Source organism: Ruminococcus sp. (assembly GCF_019417665.1).
Lineage (GTDB): Bacteria > Bacillota > Clostridia > Oscillospirales > Ruminococcaceae > Ruminococcus_C.
The window spans coordinates 1-18,524 of sequence record NZ_DXUU01000051.1; the positions used below are offsets into that span (position 1 = coordinate 1).

Here is an 18,524-nt window from a genome sequence, read left to right on the forward strand (position 1 = left end):
TCAACAGAATCTTTCTTTTCTTATTTTTTGGTCTCACATCATTGACAAATAGACAAAATGCGAAAATTTCACAGATACACAAAAGTACCGCAGTTCAGAGAAGAACTGCGGTACTCGCATGAAAAAGTGTTACACCTTTTTCAATATTAAGTTATTACTTACTGAACTTCCGGCAGAGCCTTAACCAGGTGTACCAGGAACTTCAGCAGAGAAATTGCGTCATCCTGTGTAACCTCACCGTTCTGGTCATAGCAGTCAGCATTCTTGTTTGCCTGATCGTTGAATGTAACAGCGCCGGCAACCTTCTTGTTCAGCAGAACTGCGTCGGTGATATCTACACGGCCATCCAGGTTGGTATCACCCAACAGGGTCTTGGTCTCACCGCTGACAGTAGAAGACGCACCGGTGGACTCTGTTGTAGTGGATTCTGTCGTAGCAGTAGTAGTCTCTGTCGTCTCAGCAGAATCAGTTACAGTAACCTTAACAGTAGCAGTCTTACCATCTGCATCCTTTACAGTTACAGTAGTCTCACCCTCTGCAACACCAGTTACAACACCATTCTCATCAACAGTAGCAATAGACGGATCAGCAGACTCGAATGTGCAACCATCCTTGTTCGGCTTCAGAGTACCAGTCTCACCAACTGCAACAGTCAGATCTTCCGGTGTTACCTTCAGATCTTCATCCGGCTTAACTTCGCCGTTATCAACAGGCATATCCGGATACAGTTCATACATAGTACCCAGAGCCATCATGATGTCGCCTGCATGCCAGAATCTGTGGAGTGTGAAGTAGTAGTTATCACAGTTGCCGTCCTTCTCATAATAAGACAGAGCTTCCTGATACATGGAGCTGTTCTTGTAGTTAGAACGGATATCAACGAATGCTACGCCGTCAGCAATGTTATCACCGTTCGGCATAGTACCGGTGTAACGGCTTGCACTCAGAACTTTGCCCTCACCATTCGTTGTAGAACCATCCGGCAGAGCCAGCTCAGTCTTCCACAATCTCGGCAGGTTTGTGTTGTGGTCGTTTACACCCAGACCGATGTCATCACGGTACTTGTTCCACTCTCTGTCGAGGAGTTCCTTAGCCAGATAGAGACCCTGCTTAGCCAGCTCATCAGAACTTGTCGAAGCAGCAGCAGATCTGCCCTCATAAGAAGCCTTGGCAGCATCCATATCGCTTGTAGCAACACCCTTTGCCTTTGCATAGTAGATCAGAGAGTTTGCCAGAGAAGATACACAACCCAGGTCACCATCGCCATAGGCAGTAATGGTGCAGGTCAGACCGCTGTTCTCCTGATACTTACCGATCCATGTTTCCGGCTGACCCTTCCAGATCATGCTTGCCGGAATGGAGAAAGACTCACCGTCATCGGTTACGCCCTGAGACAGATCCGGAACAGTAAAGGTAGACTTTTCAGTATCATACGGCTCATAATAATCCTGGAATTCCTTCGTTGCATTTGCAGTACCCAGAATTGTGTTGTCCATGAACCAGCCAACCCACTTGTCCAGAATGGTTTCCAGAGCCTGAGACAGAGTCATACCAGTCTGTGCGATCTGCGGATCATCACCGTTTTCTGCCTTTACAATATAGTACAGTTCTGCCAGACGCTGAACAGCCCATACCTGGTTACCGATCCAGTGGTTGGAACCAGGGTCAGCATATACCGGGTGTTCCAGATAGCCCATCTTATAGAAAGTAGAAACATCAGACGGAATCTGCTCATAACGACCCTTCCAGGAGTTGGTGCAGCCGCCGGCGATCGGACCGTCAGCAGACAGCAGCCACAGATACATTTCGATCTGTCTCTCCAAAGAAGTGGTGTAGTCATCTGTTGCGCCCTGAGACTTCATGCCTGCATTCAAAGCATCATCATTTAGCAGAGCGTATGCAGCCAGCGGGTTCTGATAGAATTCGTGCATATGAGATGCACCGATCTGCCATGCCCAGCTGCCGTCCATAGCGCCGCCCCAGGAAGTATACCAGTTCATCAGGTAATGCTTACCGTTGTCAGAGCCGCCGCCGTTCCACTTACCCTTGCCGTCAGCAGAAGTACCGATCTCCTTGTAGTACTTGTCGTACATGTTGTTACGGAGCTCGTCACCCATCTTACCTGCCAGTACGGAGATATCCTGAGAACCGCCCCACTTGGAATCTACACTCTGGTCACCAACGCCCCATCTGTTTGCAGCATAAACTGCCTGGATCGCACGGTCTTCTGCGTCCGGTGCGTTGGTATAAGACCACTGCTCAGCCGGGCTTGCTTCTGTATTGAAGAAGCCCTTCATACCGCCGCTACCGTTCAGACCATAGCCCTTGTTGTGCAGGTCTACACAAGCGTGAGGAATGGTTTCCCAGCAGGACTCCTGCTCACCACGCTGGAAGGTATTGATCAGGGTAAAGGAACCGTTTACATTTGTCTGCTTGCCTGTTGAACCGTTTGCAGCGCCGAAGCCATACCAGTCATCTACGTCAGCCAGCCAGTGCATCAGGTACAGACCCTTGTCAGAACTATAGCTATTGCAGAAGAACTGATGGATCGGGTTTACTGCGTTATTGCCCTGTGCCATGTCTGTCGGGTACATTTCGATCTGTTCCCACTCATCGCTGTAGGTAGCGCTCAGGCTGCCGCCCTTGCCCATAAAGCTTGCCTGAACATCCGGGATCATGGTAGCTTCCATGGTCTTCCATGCCTTTGCCAGATCGCCGACAGTCTCAGTAGAAGCATCCTTTGTATTCTTTACAGTAACGCCGCCGTTCTTTGCTTTATTTACGATATTATCACGCATTGCAGCTGCCCATACCAAATAAGACAGTGCCTCAGATGTGGTCTCATGACCGTAGTCCGGTGCTTCGATACAGAGTTCTTCCACCGAGTGATACGGAACACCCAAGCCACCGCTTACTGTGGAAGTGCTGGACATGTAACCGTTTTCTACACCGTTGGTGATAACGTCATCATACAGCGACATGAAACGTGCTGCATAGGAATCGTCACCATACGCCTCTTCCTTCGTTCTGGAGCCTGCGGCCGAAGCAGCTGTCGGCAGAACTGCAGTGCATGTCATTGCAACAGCCAGGATCGCAGCCAGAAATGTTTTGCTTTTCTTGAATTGCATTTTAAGAAATTCCCCTCTCTGAAAAAATTGATAGAATGTAGGAATGGATTTGCTGCTGTTCCGCACATCCTCTCTATACGGCAGAACCGAGTGCAGAACGTGCATGAAGATGCAGCAGCGAAGCTTTGTAGTATCCCTCTGTACTTCATTTTCACAAAATACACACAAGGATACCTACTTTCATATCAAAAATTATACACCGCTTTGCAATTCCTGTCAACCCTTTGCACAAATTCAGGATGCAAAATTTTATATTTTTGTAGCATTGTACAGATTATCAGAAGCCATTTTGTGCATTTTGCTCGGATTTTTTCAAATTCGCATACAGATTCCGTTTGATTTCAATTTTTCGCCCAACATCCCTGGTTTCTTCACCGGTTTATCACACGGCCATGGCATACTGATACCCGGCAGTTTTGCAATACTTACCATCTTTTCCTACGGTTTCAAATCTGCTTTTATCCATTTTTTCTAATTTTCATAATATGGTTACTTTCTATATATGACAGTGACACAATGTTTTGAGATAATAAAAAGGTAGCTGCTTGAAATCGGGAACAGCGGTTTCAGCGGAAAGGAGTGTCATATGGTTGAAATTCAAAATCTGACCAAGTATTATGGAAATAAAGCGGCGCTCAAGGGCATTAGCTTTACCATAAAAGAAAATGAAGTGCTGGGCTTTCTTGGACCAAACGGTGCCGGGAAATCCACTACATTAAATATCATGGCAGGCGTGATTCCGTCCACTAGCGGAACCGTGCGCATCCAAGGCTATGATATTGCCCAACAGCCGGTAAAAGCAAAACGCTGTATCGGCTTTCTGCCGGAGATCCCACCGGTCTATCCGGACATGAAAGTGAAAGAATACTTGTATTTTGCGGCTGGCTTAAAAGGCATCCCGGCTGCAAAGCGTAAGGGTGAAGTCGAACGTGTCATGGAACGGCTGAAGATCACCGATGTCCAGAAACGGCTCATTCGCAATCTCTCTAAGGGTTATAAGCAGCGTGTAGGGTTCGCACAGGCGCTGCTGGGAGATCCGCCTGTGCTGATCCTGGACGAGCCGACAGTTGGTCTCGACCCGACTCAGCTTATGGAAGTCCGCAACCTGATCCTGGATCTGAAGCACAATCACGCTATCATTCTCAGTTCTCACATTCTGGGAGAGATCAGCGCTGTCTGCGACCGGATCATTATCATCAATCACGGAGAGATCAAGGCAGACGATACCATTGAAAATCTGGAAGAAAATCAGCAGACCAATACGACGCTGTGTCTGAAGATCCAGGGCAGTTCCCGTGAGGTTCCAAAAATCGCACGCAGTGTCGAAGGCGTCATTCGTGTAGACAACATCCAGTTCGTCAAAACCGGTGTTTATACTTATGATGTGGAGATTGAAAACGATTCCGTTCGCAATGCCCTTCTGTCTGCACTGCTCCAGCATGGACTGGAAGTGCTGGAAGTATCCGCCGAAAAGAAAAATCTGGAACAGGTATTTGTCAAACTGGTCAACCAGCCTACAAAACGCGCCAGTCTACAGGATCTTCTCAATGAGATGGATGCTGAAGCAGAAAATACCGCTGCTGCGTCTGAGCCTGACTCAGAGGAACAGTCAGACACCGCAGATGAGGAGGAATAACGACGCATGTTTGCACTATATAAAAAAGAGTTACAGAGTTATTTTCTGTCTCCCATCGCCTATTTTGTCATTGCCTTTTTTATGGCAACCTTTTCCCTGACCTTTATCATGGATATCGGAAATGTCACTTCATCCACTTATGAATTTTCATTTTCCAGCATCTACTACGTTAACATCTACTATTTCATTTTCCTGCTGCCGCTTCTGACCATGCGTGCATTTTCGGAAGAACGAAAAAACGGCACGGAAACGCTCTTGCTGTCCAGTCCCCTGAATGTGACGCAAATTGTTCTTGCAAAATTCTTTGCAACGGCAACTGTCCTGCTTATTATGCTCGCTGCGTCCCTGTTTTATCCCATCCTGACCTCTATTTATGGACGTGTTGTCTGGTCCAGTCTGATCTGTACTTATATCGGCTTCTTCTTGTTCGGTCTGGTCTGCATTGCACTGGGTATTTTCATTTCCTCTCTGACAGAAATGCCCCTGCTCTCCATTCTCATGAGCGAACTTGCCATGCTGCTGCTGCTGTTGATGGACAACATGAGCCAGAACACATTTCTCTCCAGCATTCCGGTTTTGTCCGACGTGGTGAACTGGTTCTCCAATCAGACAAAATTCTATGTATTTTCGCAGGGCTTGCTGCAATTCTCCGATTTGCTGGGCTATATCACGGAAATTCTCGTGTTCCTGATCTGGACGATTATTTCCATCGAAAAAAGACGTTGGAGCCGGAGGTAAGTTAGCATGAGTCGAGATACAAAAAAAGAACAAAAATTCCGTAACTGGAAAAACACCAAATTTGCCAGCATGGCATGGATCCTGGCAATCCTGATTCTCGTGATTGCCATTATTTTGAATATGATCGTGGCACGGATGGATTTCAGCTGGGATATTTCCCCCAACAAGCAGTATTCCCTTAGCTCTGCGACCGAATCCTATCTGGATCAGTTGGATCAGGATAACGTGTCGGTAGACTTCTATGTGCTGGTAAAAGAAGAAGACCTGGAAAGCAGTCTGGATTCTCTCACCCTCTACCGTGCACTGCAAGCATACGATGCCCACGAAAGTATCAATCTGATCTGGGTTGACCCGGATACTGATACGGAAACCATGGAAAAGATCAACAGTGACAATGCCTTTACCCTTTCCACTGGTGATATGGTATTTATCTGTGACGACACAAAACGACGTGTTCCCGGCAGCTCCATGTATGTCACTTATACCGATGATGACGGCAACAACACCGGTGAGGACTTCACCGGTGAGAACCTGATCACCGGCACCATCAAAGGCGTTGTGGACAATTTCACACCCACAGTATATTTTCTGAGTGGCCACGGCGAGAAATCCCTGGATCAGTACACAAGATTCACCACAAACCTGACCAACTATAATTATGCTGCCAAAGAACTGAATCTTTCTCAGACAGACAGCGTTCCGGAAGACGCAGCACTGGTACTGGCGGCAGCACCTACTGCGGATATCACGGAACAGGAAGCTGAAAAGCTCAATACCTATTTGGACGAGGGCGGCAATATCAGTCTGCTCATGTCTCCCAACGGCGGCTCCTTTGCCTATGAAAACCTGGAAAAGATCATGGAAGATTACGGTTTCTATATGGATTATGACCGTGTCCATGAAACCAACTCCAACTATCATATTTCCGGCGACAACACCACGATCCAATGCGAACTGAACGAACTGCAGGATGACAGCGATGCGGCAGACCTGACCTCGGCACTGCTGAACGAAGGGTTGTATACCTTTATGCCGGAATCCCGCAGCTTCCGCTACTATGACGAAAACGGCAAATATACCATTGCACCTTTGATCACCACATATGACAGTGCCGTAGGCGAACCTTATGGCGGTGTCAGCGACGATCCCGAGGAAATGGATGGCAATCTGATGCTGGCAGCATATTCTCTAAACAACGCCCGGAATGAATCCAAAATGGTTGTATTCGGTAACGCAGAATTTATTGATGACGAACATGTCAGTGATGAGACTGTGATCATTCCGGTATACCTGTTCCTGAGTACCATCAGCTGGATGTACGACAGTGACGTGGATATGCAGATACCAAACAAAACCACAAGCTACGATTATATCGCACTCCAGACAGAAACCTTTGCAAAGGGACTCATGGCAGTGCTGACCATCATTCCAGTGGCAATTATGGCAGTAGGCGTTGGCATATGGATCAAACGCCGCAATTCCTAATGAGATACGCTGAACCTGTTACGAGGAGGCAGAGCATATGAAAAGACAACTGATCATCGGCATGATTCTGCTGCTTCTGGTTCTCATTGCCGTGGCAACCTACTTTTTTGTAGATCAGTATCAGATCAAAAAAGAAGAAAAAGAAGCGGAAGAGGCAGCAGCGTTACAGCTGGGCTCGTTCAATTCCAGTGATGTGACGAAGCTGGATCTGCATACACCGGATCTGGATTATACCATAGAAAAAGACGACAGCGGTGAATGGGTTGTTGCCAGCGGCAATGAACTACACATCAATACATATTATATTGACGCCCTCTGCACCTATGGCAGTACACTGACCGCCTCGAAAGATCTGGGGGCTGCGGATGATGCCACGCTGGAAAGCTATGGACTGACAGATCCGGTTTCCATCACCTACTACACCGAAAGTGAAACAAAGACTATTTATGTCGGTTCCCAGACGCCTACAAAGGAAAATTTCTACATCATGCAGGAAGGCAACGACCATGTGTACCTGGTGGATGCCAACACTGCCGGGTATCTCTGCGTGACCGAAACTCAGCTGCGGTATCGCTATGTCATGGACGACAAAGAATCAGATATCTGCCAGCTGCTTCTGAAACACGGCGAGGAGACCATCTATGATCTGGAAAAAGAGGGTACTGACTGGACACTGACAGCGCCCTTTGAAACCTCTCTGGAAATCAATTCCGCAAATCTCTCCAACTTATTTACCACATTGATTCAGCTGGAGATCGACGACTTCGGTGAAAGCGGCATTACAGAAGCAGACTACGGAAAATATGGTTTCAACAATCCGGCTTATACTTTCCAGTTCACACAGGAGACCGGAGAAACTACAACGCTTTTGTTTGAAGATTATGATCCGCTTGTGACAAGCTATGTCAATTGTCTCCATGCAGAAACCGGAGAGATCCTGGTTTTCGATTCTTCCTACATTTCTTTCCTTCAGAGTGAAACTGCCGATTATCTGATGGGCACACTATACAAGCCGGGAATCAACGATGTGACATCCGTTCAACTGCACTATGAAGGTTCTTTCAACAACAAGACTATGCAAATCGATGACACTTTTGAAATCGATTCTAAAAATAGCACTTATATCTGCAACGGCAAGGCTATTTCTGAGGACAATACCGATGCCACAAAAGCATTTGAAGACTTCTTCTCCTCCCTGGCGAATCTGTCCTACGAATCCATTCAGGCTGACGCTGTCGAACCGGCAGACACCGAAGCAACATTCCGTATAGAATATACCTTACAAGATGGAACGACCCACGTTGTTGAACTTGTCCCCAATGACAACACAACCTATTGGGCATATCTGGACGGTGAATTCAGCCGTACACTGGTACGCCAGCGTTCTTTGAGCGGTGAAAAGAAAATCCTTGAAAAATACACGGATTTGATAGAAGCTCTGGATTCTGCAAACGCATAAAAATGATATATAAAAGCGGAGATGCCATCTTTCTGGTATTCTCCGCTTTTTTGGTGATTTTCACAAGGGAACAACTGATCATTCCTATCGTATTGCTTTTATCCAAAAATGACTATGGCACACTGCAAAGTTCATTTCCATATGATTTCCAGCAAATCCATTGACAAAACGAGAAAAACATATTATAATTGTAGAGGGTTGTCTGCAAATGAAATGGTTTTTCTGCATCATCAGCCCTGGGGATGAAAGAACTACGAATAAATCAAATACGAGGTGCAGCATGGAAATTCACAAAAAAGGAAACAACTCACGGCTTTGGATCAACACCATCATCGGCGTTTTATGCGGTGTGATCGTTATTGTTTTTCTTATTGTTCTGTTGACGCAGACAGGAAAACCAAAAGTAAAACAACTGCCTGCCGCTGCAAATGCACAGGCAGCAACAGATATTACAGCACTGACAGAACCTGCAACAGAAGCGCCTACTGAGCCGCCGGCATTGCTGACTTATCCAGAAAAAGCTGCCAATCTAACCGAACTGACAGCGGCAAACATCTCCAGCGAATGTGCTATCCTGTTGGATGTGACCGACAATGAGATCATGGCACAGCGTGATGCTAATACACGAATCTATCCGGCGTCCATGACCAAAATCATGACACTTCTGGTGGCAGCAGAACATATTGAAAATATGGATGACACTTTCACTATGACATACGATATTATTGCACCACTCATTGCAGCCGATGCTTCCCGTGCCGGCTTTGAAGAAGGAGAAACTATCACTATTACAGATCTGCTCTATGGTATTGCCCTGCCGTCCGGCGCAGATGCTACAACTGCAATCGCCATCTATCTCTGCGGCTCAGAAGAAGCATTTGTCGAATGGATGAATGAAAAAGTAGAGGAACTGGGACTGGAAAGCACCCACTTCACCAATGCCAGTGGACTCCATGACACAGACCATTACAGCACGCCCGAGGATATCGCCCTGCTCATGTCCTATGTGATGCAAAATGATATCTGCCGGGAGATCCTGAGCACCTATCAGTATACCACTTCTGTGACGGAACAACACCCTGAGGGAATTCTTCTGGAAAGTACTATGTTCAGCCGGATGTACGGCAACGAAGTCACCAATATCACCATTGAAGCCGGAAAAACCGGATACACAGATGAAGCCGGGCATTGTCTGGTCAGCTACGCCACCGATGCAGATGGGAAAAGCTATGTGGCAGTTACTGCCAAAGGGCCTACCTACTGGCGTTCCGTCTTTGACACTTTTGCAATCTACGGGTTGATTCATGATGGTTATCCCATGCCCACAGATCTGGACACGAATGTAACCGATGAAAACGGCAATATTATCGTTTCCGATGAAACAACTACCGAAGAAGTCTATTGATTGATAGGATATCTAAATCATAGGAAAGGAGGCTGGTTTCTATTATGGGAAAACGAAAGCGACGGCATCTCAGTTCCGCTGGTTTTATTCTTGCATTGATCTTGCTGATCGCAGGCATTTATGGCGCAGATGCCATATACCGCCTGTTTTTCCAGACAAAAACGGAAAATATCGTCGGAACCGGCGGATTTTCTCTGACGGGTTCCGACGACAGTAACACATCACCGGACACACCCAACGAAACCGACAGCACTGAAGAAACGGTTTCTCCCGATGTAACTGTGCTCCAACTCACTGCTGCTGACCAAGCAAATGGCGCTTTGGTCTTAGTCGATCAAGCACATCCTTATACCGGCAACCAGAATTGGAGTGATTTTTCTGCAATTTCTGACGAAAATGTAAAACCCCGTGATACTTCCCTGTCCATACAGGCAGAAATCCAGCAGTCTTTATGTAATCTCTTTGATGCCTACGCTGCATCCAACGGCTACGCCAATCTCCAGGTCTACAGTACCTTGGATTCTACTCTGGACGCTTCATCTATCTATACCAATGTTCTGCCTGACCGCAGCTGCGGATATAGTTTTGACATTGGTCTCATCACCAGCACAGGCGAAGTAGTGCCGTATATCAAAAAGCGAAACGAATGGATGGTCACAAACTCCTGGGAATACGGCTTTATTCTCCGCTATCCGGAAAATAAGACAGAAGTGACTGGCATTAGCTATGCACCACATCACTTTCGCTATGTGGGAGATGTACATGCGGCAATTATGCACGAAAATAACTTCTGCCTGGAAGAATACCTTAATTATCTCCAGAATTACACCATGGAATCCGGTGGTCTTTCCTATACCGATGCCAGCCAATCCTATATCATCTATTATGTGCCTGCGGATCTCAGTGGAACCACAACTGTACAACTACCCAAGGACGTTTCTTACAGCGTTTCCGGCGACAACCGGGGCGGTTATATTATCACCACTACTTCTGGCGATGAAAACATGCAAAATGATTTCGCCGACACAACAAATTTAGAATAATCACAGTCAAATCTATTCTGCTATAAAGCAAGAAGAACTGTTGCAAGAGAAACATATCACGATTTTATCGTCTCACCTTGCAGCAGTTCTTTTTGCTTGTCTATTTCTCCTAAATTGATACAAATCCCTAAAACGAGATTCGTATTGCTGCCCAAAAACAAACACGGCACTGCCCGAAGGCAATGCCGTGTTTGTTTTAGAAGAAATCAAATGAGTATCAAGAAAGCAAAAATTAGTCTGTAGACGGTAGAGTCTTGATAATGGATACCAGGAACTTCAGCAGTACAATAGAATCATCTGTCCCCATTTCACCGTCTGCGTTGCAATCTGCATTGCGCTGTGCAGCTTCACTCAGCTTTACAGAACCTGCCGCTGCCTTATTGAGAAGAACCGAGTCGACCACATCGATCCGTCCATCCAGATTTACATCACCATAAACTACACTTCTGTTTTCTGTACTATCAGATGTTGTAGTTGTTTCTGTAGTAGTACCTTCAGAACCATCTGTTGTTTGGCTGCCGTCTGTCGTAACCGGTGGTTCTGTTGTGGTATCTGTCGTTGTTTCAGCATTCAATGCAGTAAACGGAATCTCGTTGGCATCTGCATAATCCTGAGCTGCTGTACCAGTGTAACCAGTAATGGTGATTACATCGTTTTTCACGAGCGTATCATCTACTGCATCATATCCGAATGCGCCAGTATCGATCAGATAAACACTTTTCGGGATCGTAATGCCTTCCAGAGCATCACAGCTGACAAAAGCATTCTTACCAATTGTCTCCAGCGTCTCCGGCAGTGTCACATCATTCAAAGAAGTACAGCCTGCAAATACATATTGTCCCAGATTAGTAATAGTATCCGGAATCTGAATGGATTCCAAAGCATCACAGCGATAGAACATATAGTTGTCCAGCTTCGACAAGCCGGAACCAATGGTGATATCTGTCAAAGCAGTATCATCATAGAACACCCATTTTCCGATCGTTGTCACGGAATCGCTGATCGTCAAAGAAGCAGCACCTGTGCATTCTGCAAATGCACTTTCACCGATAGTTGTGACTGTGTCAGGAATCGTAATATCCGTCAGGGATGTACAACCATAAAAAGAAGAATTACCGATCTTGGTAACATTCGAACCATAATTCACCTCAGACAGACCTGTGCAGCGATAGAACACGCTGTCACTGATGCTGGTCAGGCTATCCGGCAGGGTAATGCTCGTCAAAGAAGAACATCCATAAAATGCAATATCCGCCAGTTCTGTCAATGTCTCTGGCAGGGTAACGGACTGCAGCTGTGTGCAGTATGCAAATACACCAGATTTAATGGAAGTGATATTTTCCGGGATCTCAACGCTTTCCAGTCCACAATAAGAAAATGTATCCTTACGGATGGAAGTGATGCCCGCCGGGAGTCGAACGGATTTCAGATTCTGGCAATGACTGAACGCAGCACTTGCAATGCTGTTGACGCTGTCCGGCAGATCAATTGCTGTCAGACCAGAATAGCTAAATCCATTGGCAAGAATTCGTGTCAAAGAAGATTCTGGGAATTGGATATCTGTCAAATTGGTGCAGCCATAAAATGCGTTTGCACCAACTGCTGCTACGCCTTCCTCCATTACAACTGTTGTCAGATTACTGCAATTGGAGAACATCGTAGTACCAATGGAAGTCAGTGCACCAGGAATCGTAACAGATTCCAGAGAAGTACAGTATGCAAATACATCATCCCCTACAAAGTAAAGGCTTGCCGGCAGCTTTACAGATACCAGAGAGGAGCACATGCAGAATGCACTGGCATTAATCGAAGAAACGCTGTCCGGAATGACAACCTCTGTCAGTCCGGTGCAGGCACAGAATGCGCTGGCACCAATTCCCACCAAAGAATCCGGCAGCGTCACAGAAGTAATCTCCTGGTTGCCGTAAAATGCCTCCGCTGCAATGAATGTAACCGGATATTCTGTCGTATCACCGTCTTCATCCGTCTCGACAATGGTATCAGGGATCACAACATCTGTTACGCCCTCTGCGCAGCCAGTAATGTGCGCTTTTCAGCCCGCACAAGTGCTTCATTTGCTGCACCATCTATAATGGGCATTTCTGCCTGAGGCGCAGCCGATGCAATGGTAGCATCGACCTGTGCATCTACGACATCCTCTGGCATCGGCTCGTCTAACACCGGCATTTCCAAAGTCATTTCCGCATCAATTTCAGCAATTGGTGCTGCATAAGCAGTACCAATACAACCGGGGATCAGCATTGCGGTAGCAGTCAGCCCGGCAATCGTTTTTTTCCATGTTTGTTTCATAAGATAACCCCTTTCAGTGAATGGAAGCACATGATATTTCTTACATTATAATCTATTTTATTCGTCTTGTCAAGACCTTTTTGTAAAAAATGACGGCAGCTGCAAAAAAGACGGAATTTCAGAAAATATTACCGAAAAGACAGTAAAAATTCACGGGGATAATTAAAAAATGGAAAATAACTGGAAATTTAAAATTGACTTTTCTGATAGGAAGTAGTATAATTATGATGTATCATTCTTTTTAAAATTGCTGAACTTTTCCGAAAAATGCAGGAGTATAGAGGCTGCCTGTAAAACTGTGGGAAAGTACAATAAAAAGGAGTCCATTATGAAAAAGCAAAGACATCTTTTGCAGCGTATGATAAGTACGGTTCTGGCATCACTGCTGGCAGTGAGCGCTATGCCTGCTTCCGCATTGGAAGGAACAAATCCCGGTATTGCCATTGACGAAAACAATTTTCCAGACGATAATTTTCGGGCATATATTGCGGAAAATATTGACGGAAAAGACAATAGTACAAAAGACCAATTTTTATCAAATGCAGAAATCAAATCGGTCACCGAATTAAATATACAGAATCAAAATATTTCTGATTTGACAGGCCTTTCTAACTTTACCGCAATCACTACGCTAAATTGCTCTTATAACCCATTGGGAACGCTGGACGTATCAGAATTACAGCAACTGATGTTTCTCATATGCTCCAACAATCAACTGGAAACTCTGGATATATCCGAACTTTCTTCGCTAATGACCCTCATGTGTGACGACAACGAAACCCTCACAAGTCTGACTCTGCCCCACTTGTCTTCTTCTATGATGATCCTGAGCTGCGAAAACTGTGGATTGACTGCATTGGACGTGTCTGACCAGACCTTTCTGAGCAATCTAAACTGCTCCGGCAACCAACTGGTATCTCTGGATGTCACAGGTCTGTCTGCCTTAAAAACGCTGACCTGCAATGATAACCAACGCACCATTGTTCCCACGTCCACAAGCAGCGGACTGTTCACCTACGACCTGACACAGATCCCTGAGCTGGATGCCAGCCGCATCGATCAGACGACCCTAACAAATGGTGTCATTCTGAACGACGAATCTGATACATTGTATATTTTGGACGCTGGTTCTCCAGTAACCTATTCCTATCAAATCGACACAGCAGATCCTCTCAAGCTAGCACAATTTACTCTGGCGCTGGATACATCAAAATATCTGGAGATCAATGAGGCCAATTTTCCGGATACAGCTTTACGCAGCGCTGTTTCAGAGTACGATACCGATGAAAACGGCTACTTTTCTTTGGAAGAGATCAAAGCAATCACAACGCTTTCACTAAATAATCTGGGAATCCGTGATATGACAGGAATCGCAAACTTCACCTCTCTGGAAACGTTAGATTGCAGCGGCAATCAGCTGTCAACTCTGGACCTTTCCGACATGGGCTACCTGCACACACTGATCTGTGACAATAACAGCATGACTTCTCTGACGCTGCCCCAGGTCTCATCCCTGGAATACCTGAGCTGCCAGAGCAATCTTCTGACTTCCCTGGATCTTTCAAAACAAACATCGCTGACGCTTTTATACTGCGGCAGCAACCAGCTGACCTGCCTGGACACTACAAACACGCTTCTCTCCGATGGCAGCTTGTTGGCAGAAGACAATATGGCAGAAATCTGGGTAGATATCAATGGAACATTTGAGCTGAGTTCCCTGCCTGAAGAATTTGACGTGAACCGAATCGTACCCGGCAGCCTGCAAAATGCTGTGATCTCAGGCACACAGCTGATCGTGCAGAACGATAGCAACGTCACATACGATTATTATGTCAATGAAGCACAAACGCTTCAAGTGACGTTTTGTCTCTTGCCCTCAGAACAGGAACTAGCGATCAATGCAGAAAATTTCCCAGACGATGTTTTTCGGCAGGAAGTCACCGTATATGATACAGACAATAACGGCTATTTCAGCAAACAGGAACTTCAAGCAGTGACCAGCCTGTCGCTTTCCTCCAAAAGTATCTGGGATCTCACAGGAATCTGCTATTTTACCGAACTGACGGAGCTTAACTGTGCCTACAACAATCTGACAAAATTGGATCTGACCGGGCTGACAAAATTGGAAACACTGGATTGCTCATGGAATGCACTGAAAATACTGACACTGACAGATTTAACTACTCTGGAAAGCCTCAACTGCAATTCTAATAATTTGACCGAGCTGGATACCCCTGCTCTCCCTGCTCTCCAGGAACTCCAGTGCAGCCAGAATCATCTGACTGTGTTGGATCTGACCACTGCTACAGAACTGACACGGCTGATCTGTACTATGAATTCCTTGGAAACGCTGAAACTCACGAGACTTTCTAGTCTGAGAGAAGTGAATTGCTCCCAAAACAAGCTAACAGCACTGGATGTAACCTCCCAGCCTGCACTGGAACGGCTTGTCTGTGCAAGCAACCAGCTAACTGTTCTGGATGTGTCACAAAATCCTTTGCTAGAATACTTACAGTGTGCTACCAATCAGCTGACCGCTTTGGATCTTTCTGCGCAGATAAACCTGACAACACTATATTGCTCAAACAATCAGCTGACCTCTCTGAACCTGGATGAGAGTCACGCCGGTATGATGATCTCAGCAAAATCAAATAAATACACGTTTGTGACAGACTCCTTGAACCGCATCCGCTTTTCAGATCTGCCTGGGCAATTTGATGTCAATCGTGTCGTAGAAGGCAGCTGGACAAATGCAGTTGTTGATCATCAGAGTTTGTATGCCATTGATCCTGGTAATGTCACTTATTCCTATCTGACAATTGCCGGCGACCCGGAAAGTGCTGTTACTTTCACATTGGTACCACAGAGTTCGTCAGACGAAGTGGAAATCCCCATTGACGAAGCCCACTTTCCGGATGCCGTATTCCGTGCCTACGTGCAAGAAAAGTATGATATAGAGAACGATTGGTTCTTCTCCCGGACGGAATTATTGAGTGTAGATACTATTGAAGTAGCTGGCATGGGCATTTCTGACCTGACGGGCATTGAATACTTTACTGCACTGGAACAACTGGATTGCTCCTCCAATCAGCTGACCCACCTATCTGTTATAAATCTAACCAACCTACAGGAAGTGAACTGCTCTGAGAACACATTGCAGCAGTTGTATCTCCCTGCATCGAACAATCTTCAGAAACTGTTCTGTTCCTACAATAATCTGACTTCTCTGGATGTGTCCGGACTGCCTTCCCTGACCTATCTTTCCTGCGAAGCCAATCAGCTGGAAGAATTGAACGTGTCCGGACTGAGCGCACTCCAATATCTATATTGCTATGACAATGCGCTGTCAGAACTGAATCTGACAGGACTTTCCGAACTGCAATATCTGGAATGCGGAGACAACTTGCTGACGTTTCTGGAGCTATCGGGACTTTCCAAGCTGCAAAAGCTTCAATGCCAAAACAACCAATTGATTGCCCTGGATGTCACCGGTCTGACCGCATTGACAACTCTGAATGCCGATGGAAATTGCTATGTGATCCCAGTAAAAGCTATCTCAAAATTCGATCTGACAACGCTGCCGGAATATTTCCAGCCGAAGCGTGTAATGACAGATTCCTGGAGCAATGCGATTTGCAGCGGTGATATTCTCTCCATTCAGAACATAAGCGCCGGCGTAACATACCAATACCAGATTGACGCAGAAGATGAAGACCGAACTGTTGTATTTACACTGCTGCCCCAACTTGTGGAAGAGGATGCCATTTCCATCGACGCATCTACATTTCCGGATTCCCAGTTCCGCAGCTATGTTGCAGCTTATCTGGACATCAACCAGGACGGGCTGCTGGGAGTTTCGGAGCTAGAAGCGGTGACATCACTGGATGTGTCCGGGCTGAAAATTGCCGACCTCACTGGTATCACCTATTTCACAGAACTGACCGCACTGAACTGTGCTGACAACCAGCTGACCAGTCTGGACGGCATGCTTTCTGCCCAGCTGACTACCCTGAATTGCAGCGGAAATCAACTGACCTCCCTGAATGTATCGTTTCTGACAGAGCTTACTGAATTGGACTGCTCTTCAAATCAGCTGACACAACTGGATTTGTCAAATGTAACAGCCCTGACAAAGCTATCCTGCCAGGACAATGTACTGACACGGCTAAATGTCACCACTCTGCAAGATCTGGAAAGTCTGAATTGCAGCAACAATCAGCTGACAGCTTTACAGCTGACAAACGCTTCTTTGACTGAACTATTTTGCAGCGGAAACGCCATCGTTAGTCTGGATCTCTCCAGTCTGTCAAAATTGCAGCAGCTGGATTGCAGTGACAATGTTCTGGAATCTCTGATCATCGGTTCTGAAGTACTGACATGGCTGCACTGCAAAAATAATCTTTTGAAAACACTGGAACTTTCCAATCAAGCTGCTCTGACCGTGCTTGATTGTTCGGAGAACTTGCTTTCTGCATTGGAACTGTCCACACAGTCTGCCCTGACAGAACTGTCCGCCGGGAACAATCCTCTTCTGGCTCTGCAGTTGTCCCCATATGCACCGATCACTGCTTATGATCTGAAAAATTGCCACGCCCTCGTCACACCAATATCGGTTAAAGGTCAAGCGCTGCACGTGGATGTGTCGGCGTGGGACGGCTTTTCTCCGTCACTTGCTTCCAGCTGGAAAAATGCCCAGCTGGACGGCTCCGACCTGACTGTGATCGATCCCCTAGCGGATATCACTTACACCTATAATACTGGAAATTCCCATGTAACTGCTATGTTCTCTGTAGGCCTGGAGACTGTTCCCATGAATGCAGCGTCTGTTCGTGTGGAAACCGGCAACACGCCTTTGTATTACACAGGTTCTCCCATAACGCCGAACGTCACTGTGATGCTTGGCAACACAACGCTCTGCCCAGATCAGGATTACACAGTCACCTATCACAACAATATTAACGCCGGAACAGCAACGATTACCATCACTGCTGCCGGGTCGCAGCTCTGGAGTGGTTCCTGTGAAACCATATTCCAGATTGAACGGACTATCCCAAAAGTTTCTGTTCAATTTGATGAAACGGCCGTCTATACAGAAGGCGATCCTCTGCCAGAACTGCGTGCCCGTGACAGCAGCACGCCGGGTACCCTGACTTGGGCAGATAATTCGCCCAGTTCGTTGGCAGCCGGTGACAATACACTCACATGGGTATTTATCCCTGACGACTTAACGAATTATCAAAGCATCAGCAGTTCTATCACATTCCACGCTGCGGAAAAGATTGCGACTACGACAAGCACAACAACAACAACAACAACAACA

At 46.3% G+C, this 18,524-nt stretch carries 10 protein-coding genes; 7 read left to right on the forward strand and 3 right to left on the reverse strand.

Going from position 1 to position 18,524, the window contains the following annotated elements; all coding sequences use genetic code 11:
* Positions 1–158 precede the first annotated feature (158 nt).
* Positions 159–3,128: a glycoside hydrolase family 48 protein gene (locus tag QZ375_RS11485; protein WP_295219316.1), complete on the reverse strand. Its 2,970-nt coding sequence runs from the start codon at positions 3,126–3,128 to the stop codon at positions 159–161.
* 586 nt (positions 3,129–3,714) lie between these two features.
* On the opposite strand from QZ375_RS11485, the gene QZ375_RS11490 reads away from it, so the two are divergent.
* The 6 genes from QZ375_RS11490 to QZ375_RS11515 all read left to right on the forward strand — a co-directional run bounded on the left by QZ375_RS11490 (position 3,715) and on the right by QZ375_RS11515 (position 10,894).
* On the forward strand, positions 3,715–4,764 hold the full coding sequence (locus tag QZ375_RS11490; protein WP_295219319.1) for an ABC transporter ATP-binding protein: 1,050 nt from the start codon (positions 3,715–3,717) through the stop codon (positions 4,762–4,764).
* A 6-nt stretch (positions 4,765–4,770) separates the two neighbouring features.
* Positions 4,771–5,502, forward strand: coding sequence for an ABC transporter permease (locus QZ375_RS11495; RefSeq protein ID WP_295219321.1), 732 nt, complete (start codon positions 4,771–4,773; stop codon positions 5,500–5,502).
* 6 nt (positions 5,503–5,508) lie between these two features.
* On the forward strand, positions 5,509–6,987 hold the full coding sequence (locus QZ375_RS11500) for a GldG family protein (protein ID WP_295219323.1): 1,479 nt from the start codon (positions 5,509–5,511) through the stop codon (positions 6,985–6,987).
* 37 nt (positions 6,988–7,024) lie between these two features.
* On the forward strand, positions 7,025–8,446 hold the full coding sequence (locus tag QZ375_RS11505; protein ID WP_295219324.1) for a DUF4340 domain-containing protein: 1,422 nt from the start codon (positions 7,025–7,027) through the stop codon (positions 8,444–8,446).
* A gap of 280 nt (positions 8,447–8,726) precedes the next feature.
* On the forward strand, positions 8,727–9,851 hold the full coding sequence (locus QZ375_RS11510; RefSeq protein WP_295219326.1) for a serine hydrolase: 1,125 nt from the start codon (positions 8,727–8,729) through the stop codon (positions 9,849–9,851).
* A gap of 44 nt (positions 9,852–9,895) precedes the next feature.
* A complete protein-coding gene (locus tag QZ375_RS11515; RefSeq protein WP_295219328.1) occupies positions 9,896–10,894 on the forward strand; it encodes a D-alanyl-D-alanine carboxypeptidase family protein in 999 nt (332 codons plus the stop codon).
* A gap of 232 nt (positions 10,895–11,126) precedes the next feature.
* On the opposite strand, the gene QZ375_RS11520 is transcribed toward QZ375_RS11515, so the two are convergent.
* A complete protein-coding gene (locus QZ375_RS11520; protein ID WP_295219330.1) occupies positions 11,127–12,905 on the reverse strand; it encodes a leucine-rich repeat protein in 1,779 nt (592 codons plus the stop codon).
* A gap of 8 nt (positions 12,906–12,913) precedes the next feature.
* Entirely contained in the window at positions 12,914–13,204 is a 291-nt protein-coding gene (locus tag QZ375_RS11525) for a hypothetical protein (RefSeq protein ID WP_295219332.1), read from the reverse strand.
* Positions 13,205–13,532: 328 nt separating this feature from the next.
* Between QZ375_RS11525 and QZ375_RS11530 the strand changes: the two genes are divergently transcribed.
* A partial coding sequence (locus QZ375_RS11530; protein WP_295219334.1) for a leucine-rich repeat domain-containing protein occupies positions 13,533–18,524 on the forward strand: 4,992 nt, incomplete at its 3' end.

Bases quoted from the DNA above. Each gene is read 5' to 3' on its own strand.
- QZ375_RS11515 (WP_295219328.1), top strand. From the start codon at position 9,896: ATGGGAAAACGAAAGCGACGGCATCTCAGTTCCGCTGGTTTTATTCTT.
- QZ375_RS11500 (WP_295219323.1), top strand. From the start codon at position 5,509: ATGAGTCGAGATACAAAAAAAGAACAAAAATTCCGTAACTGGAAAAAC.
- QZ375_RS11505 (WP_295219324.1), top strand. From the start codon at position 7,025: ATGAAAAGACAACTGATCATCGGCATGATTCTGCTGCTTCTGGTTCTC.
- QZ375_RS11485 (WP_295219316.1), bottom strand. From the start codon at position 3,128: ATGCAATTCAAGAAAAGCAAAACATTTCTGGCTGCGATCCTGGCTGTT.
- QZ375_RS11510 (WP_295219326.1), top strand. From the start codon at position 8,727: ATGGAAATTCACAAAAAAGGAAACAACTCACGGCTTTGGATCAACACC.
- QZ375_RS11490 (WP_295219319.1), top strand. From the start codon at position 3,715: ATGGTTGAAATTCAAAATCTGACCAAGTATTATGGAAATAAAGCGGCG.
- QZ375_RS11525 (WP_295219332.1), bottom strand. From the start codon at position 13,204: ATGAAACAAACATGGAAAAAAACGATTGCCGGGCTGACTGCTACCGCA.
- QZ375_RS11495 (WP_295219321.1), top strand. From the start codon at position 4,771: ATGTTTGCACTATATAAAAAAGAGTTACAGAGTTATTTTCTGTCTCCC.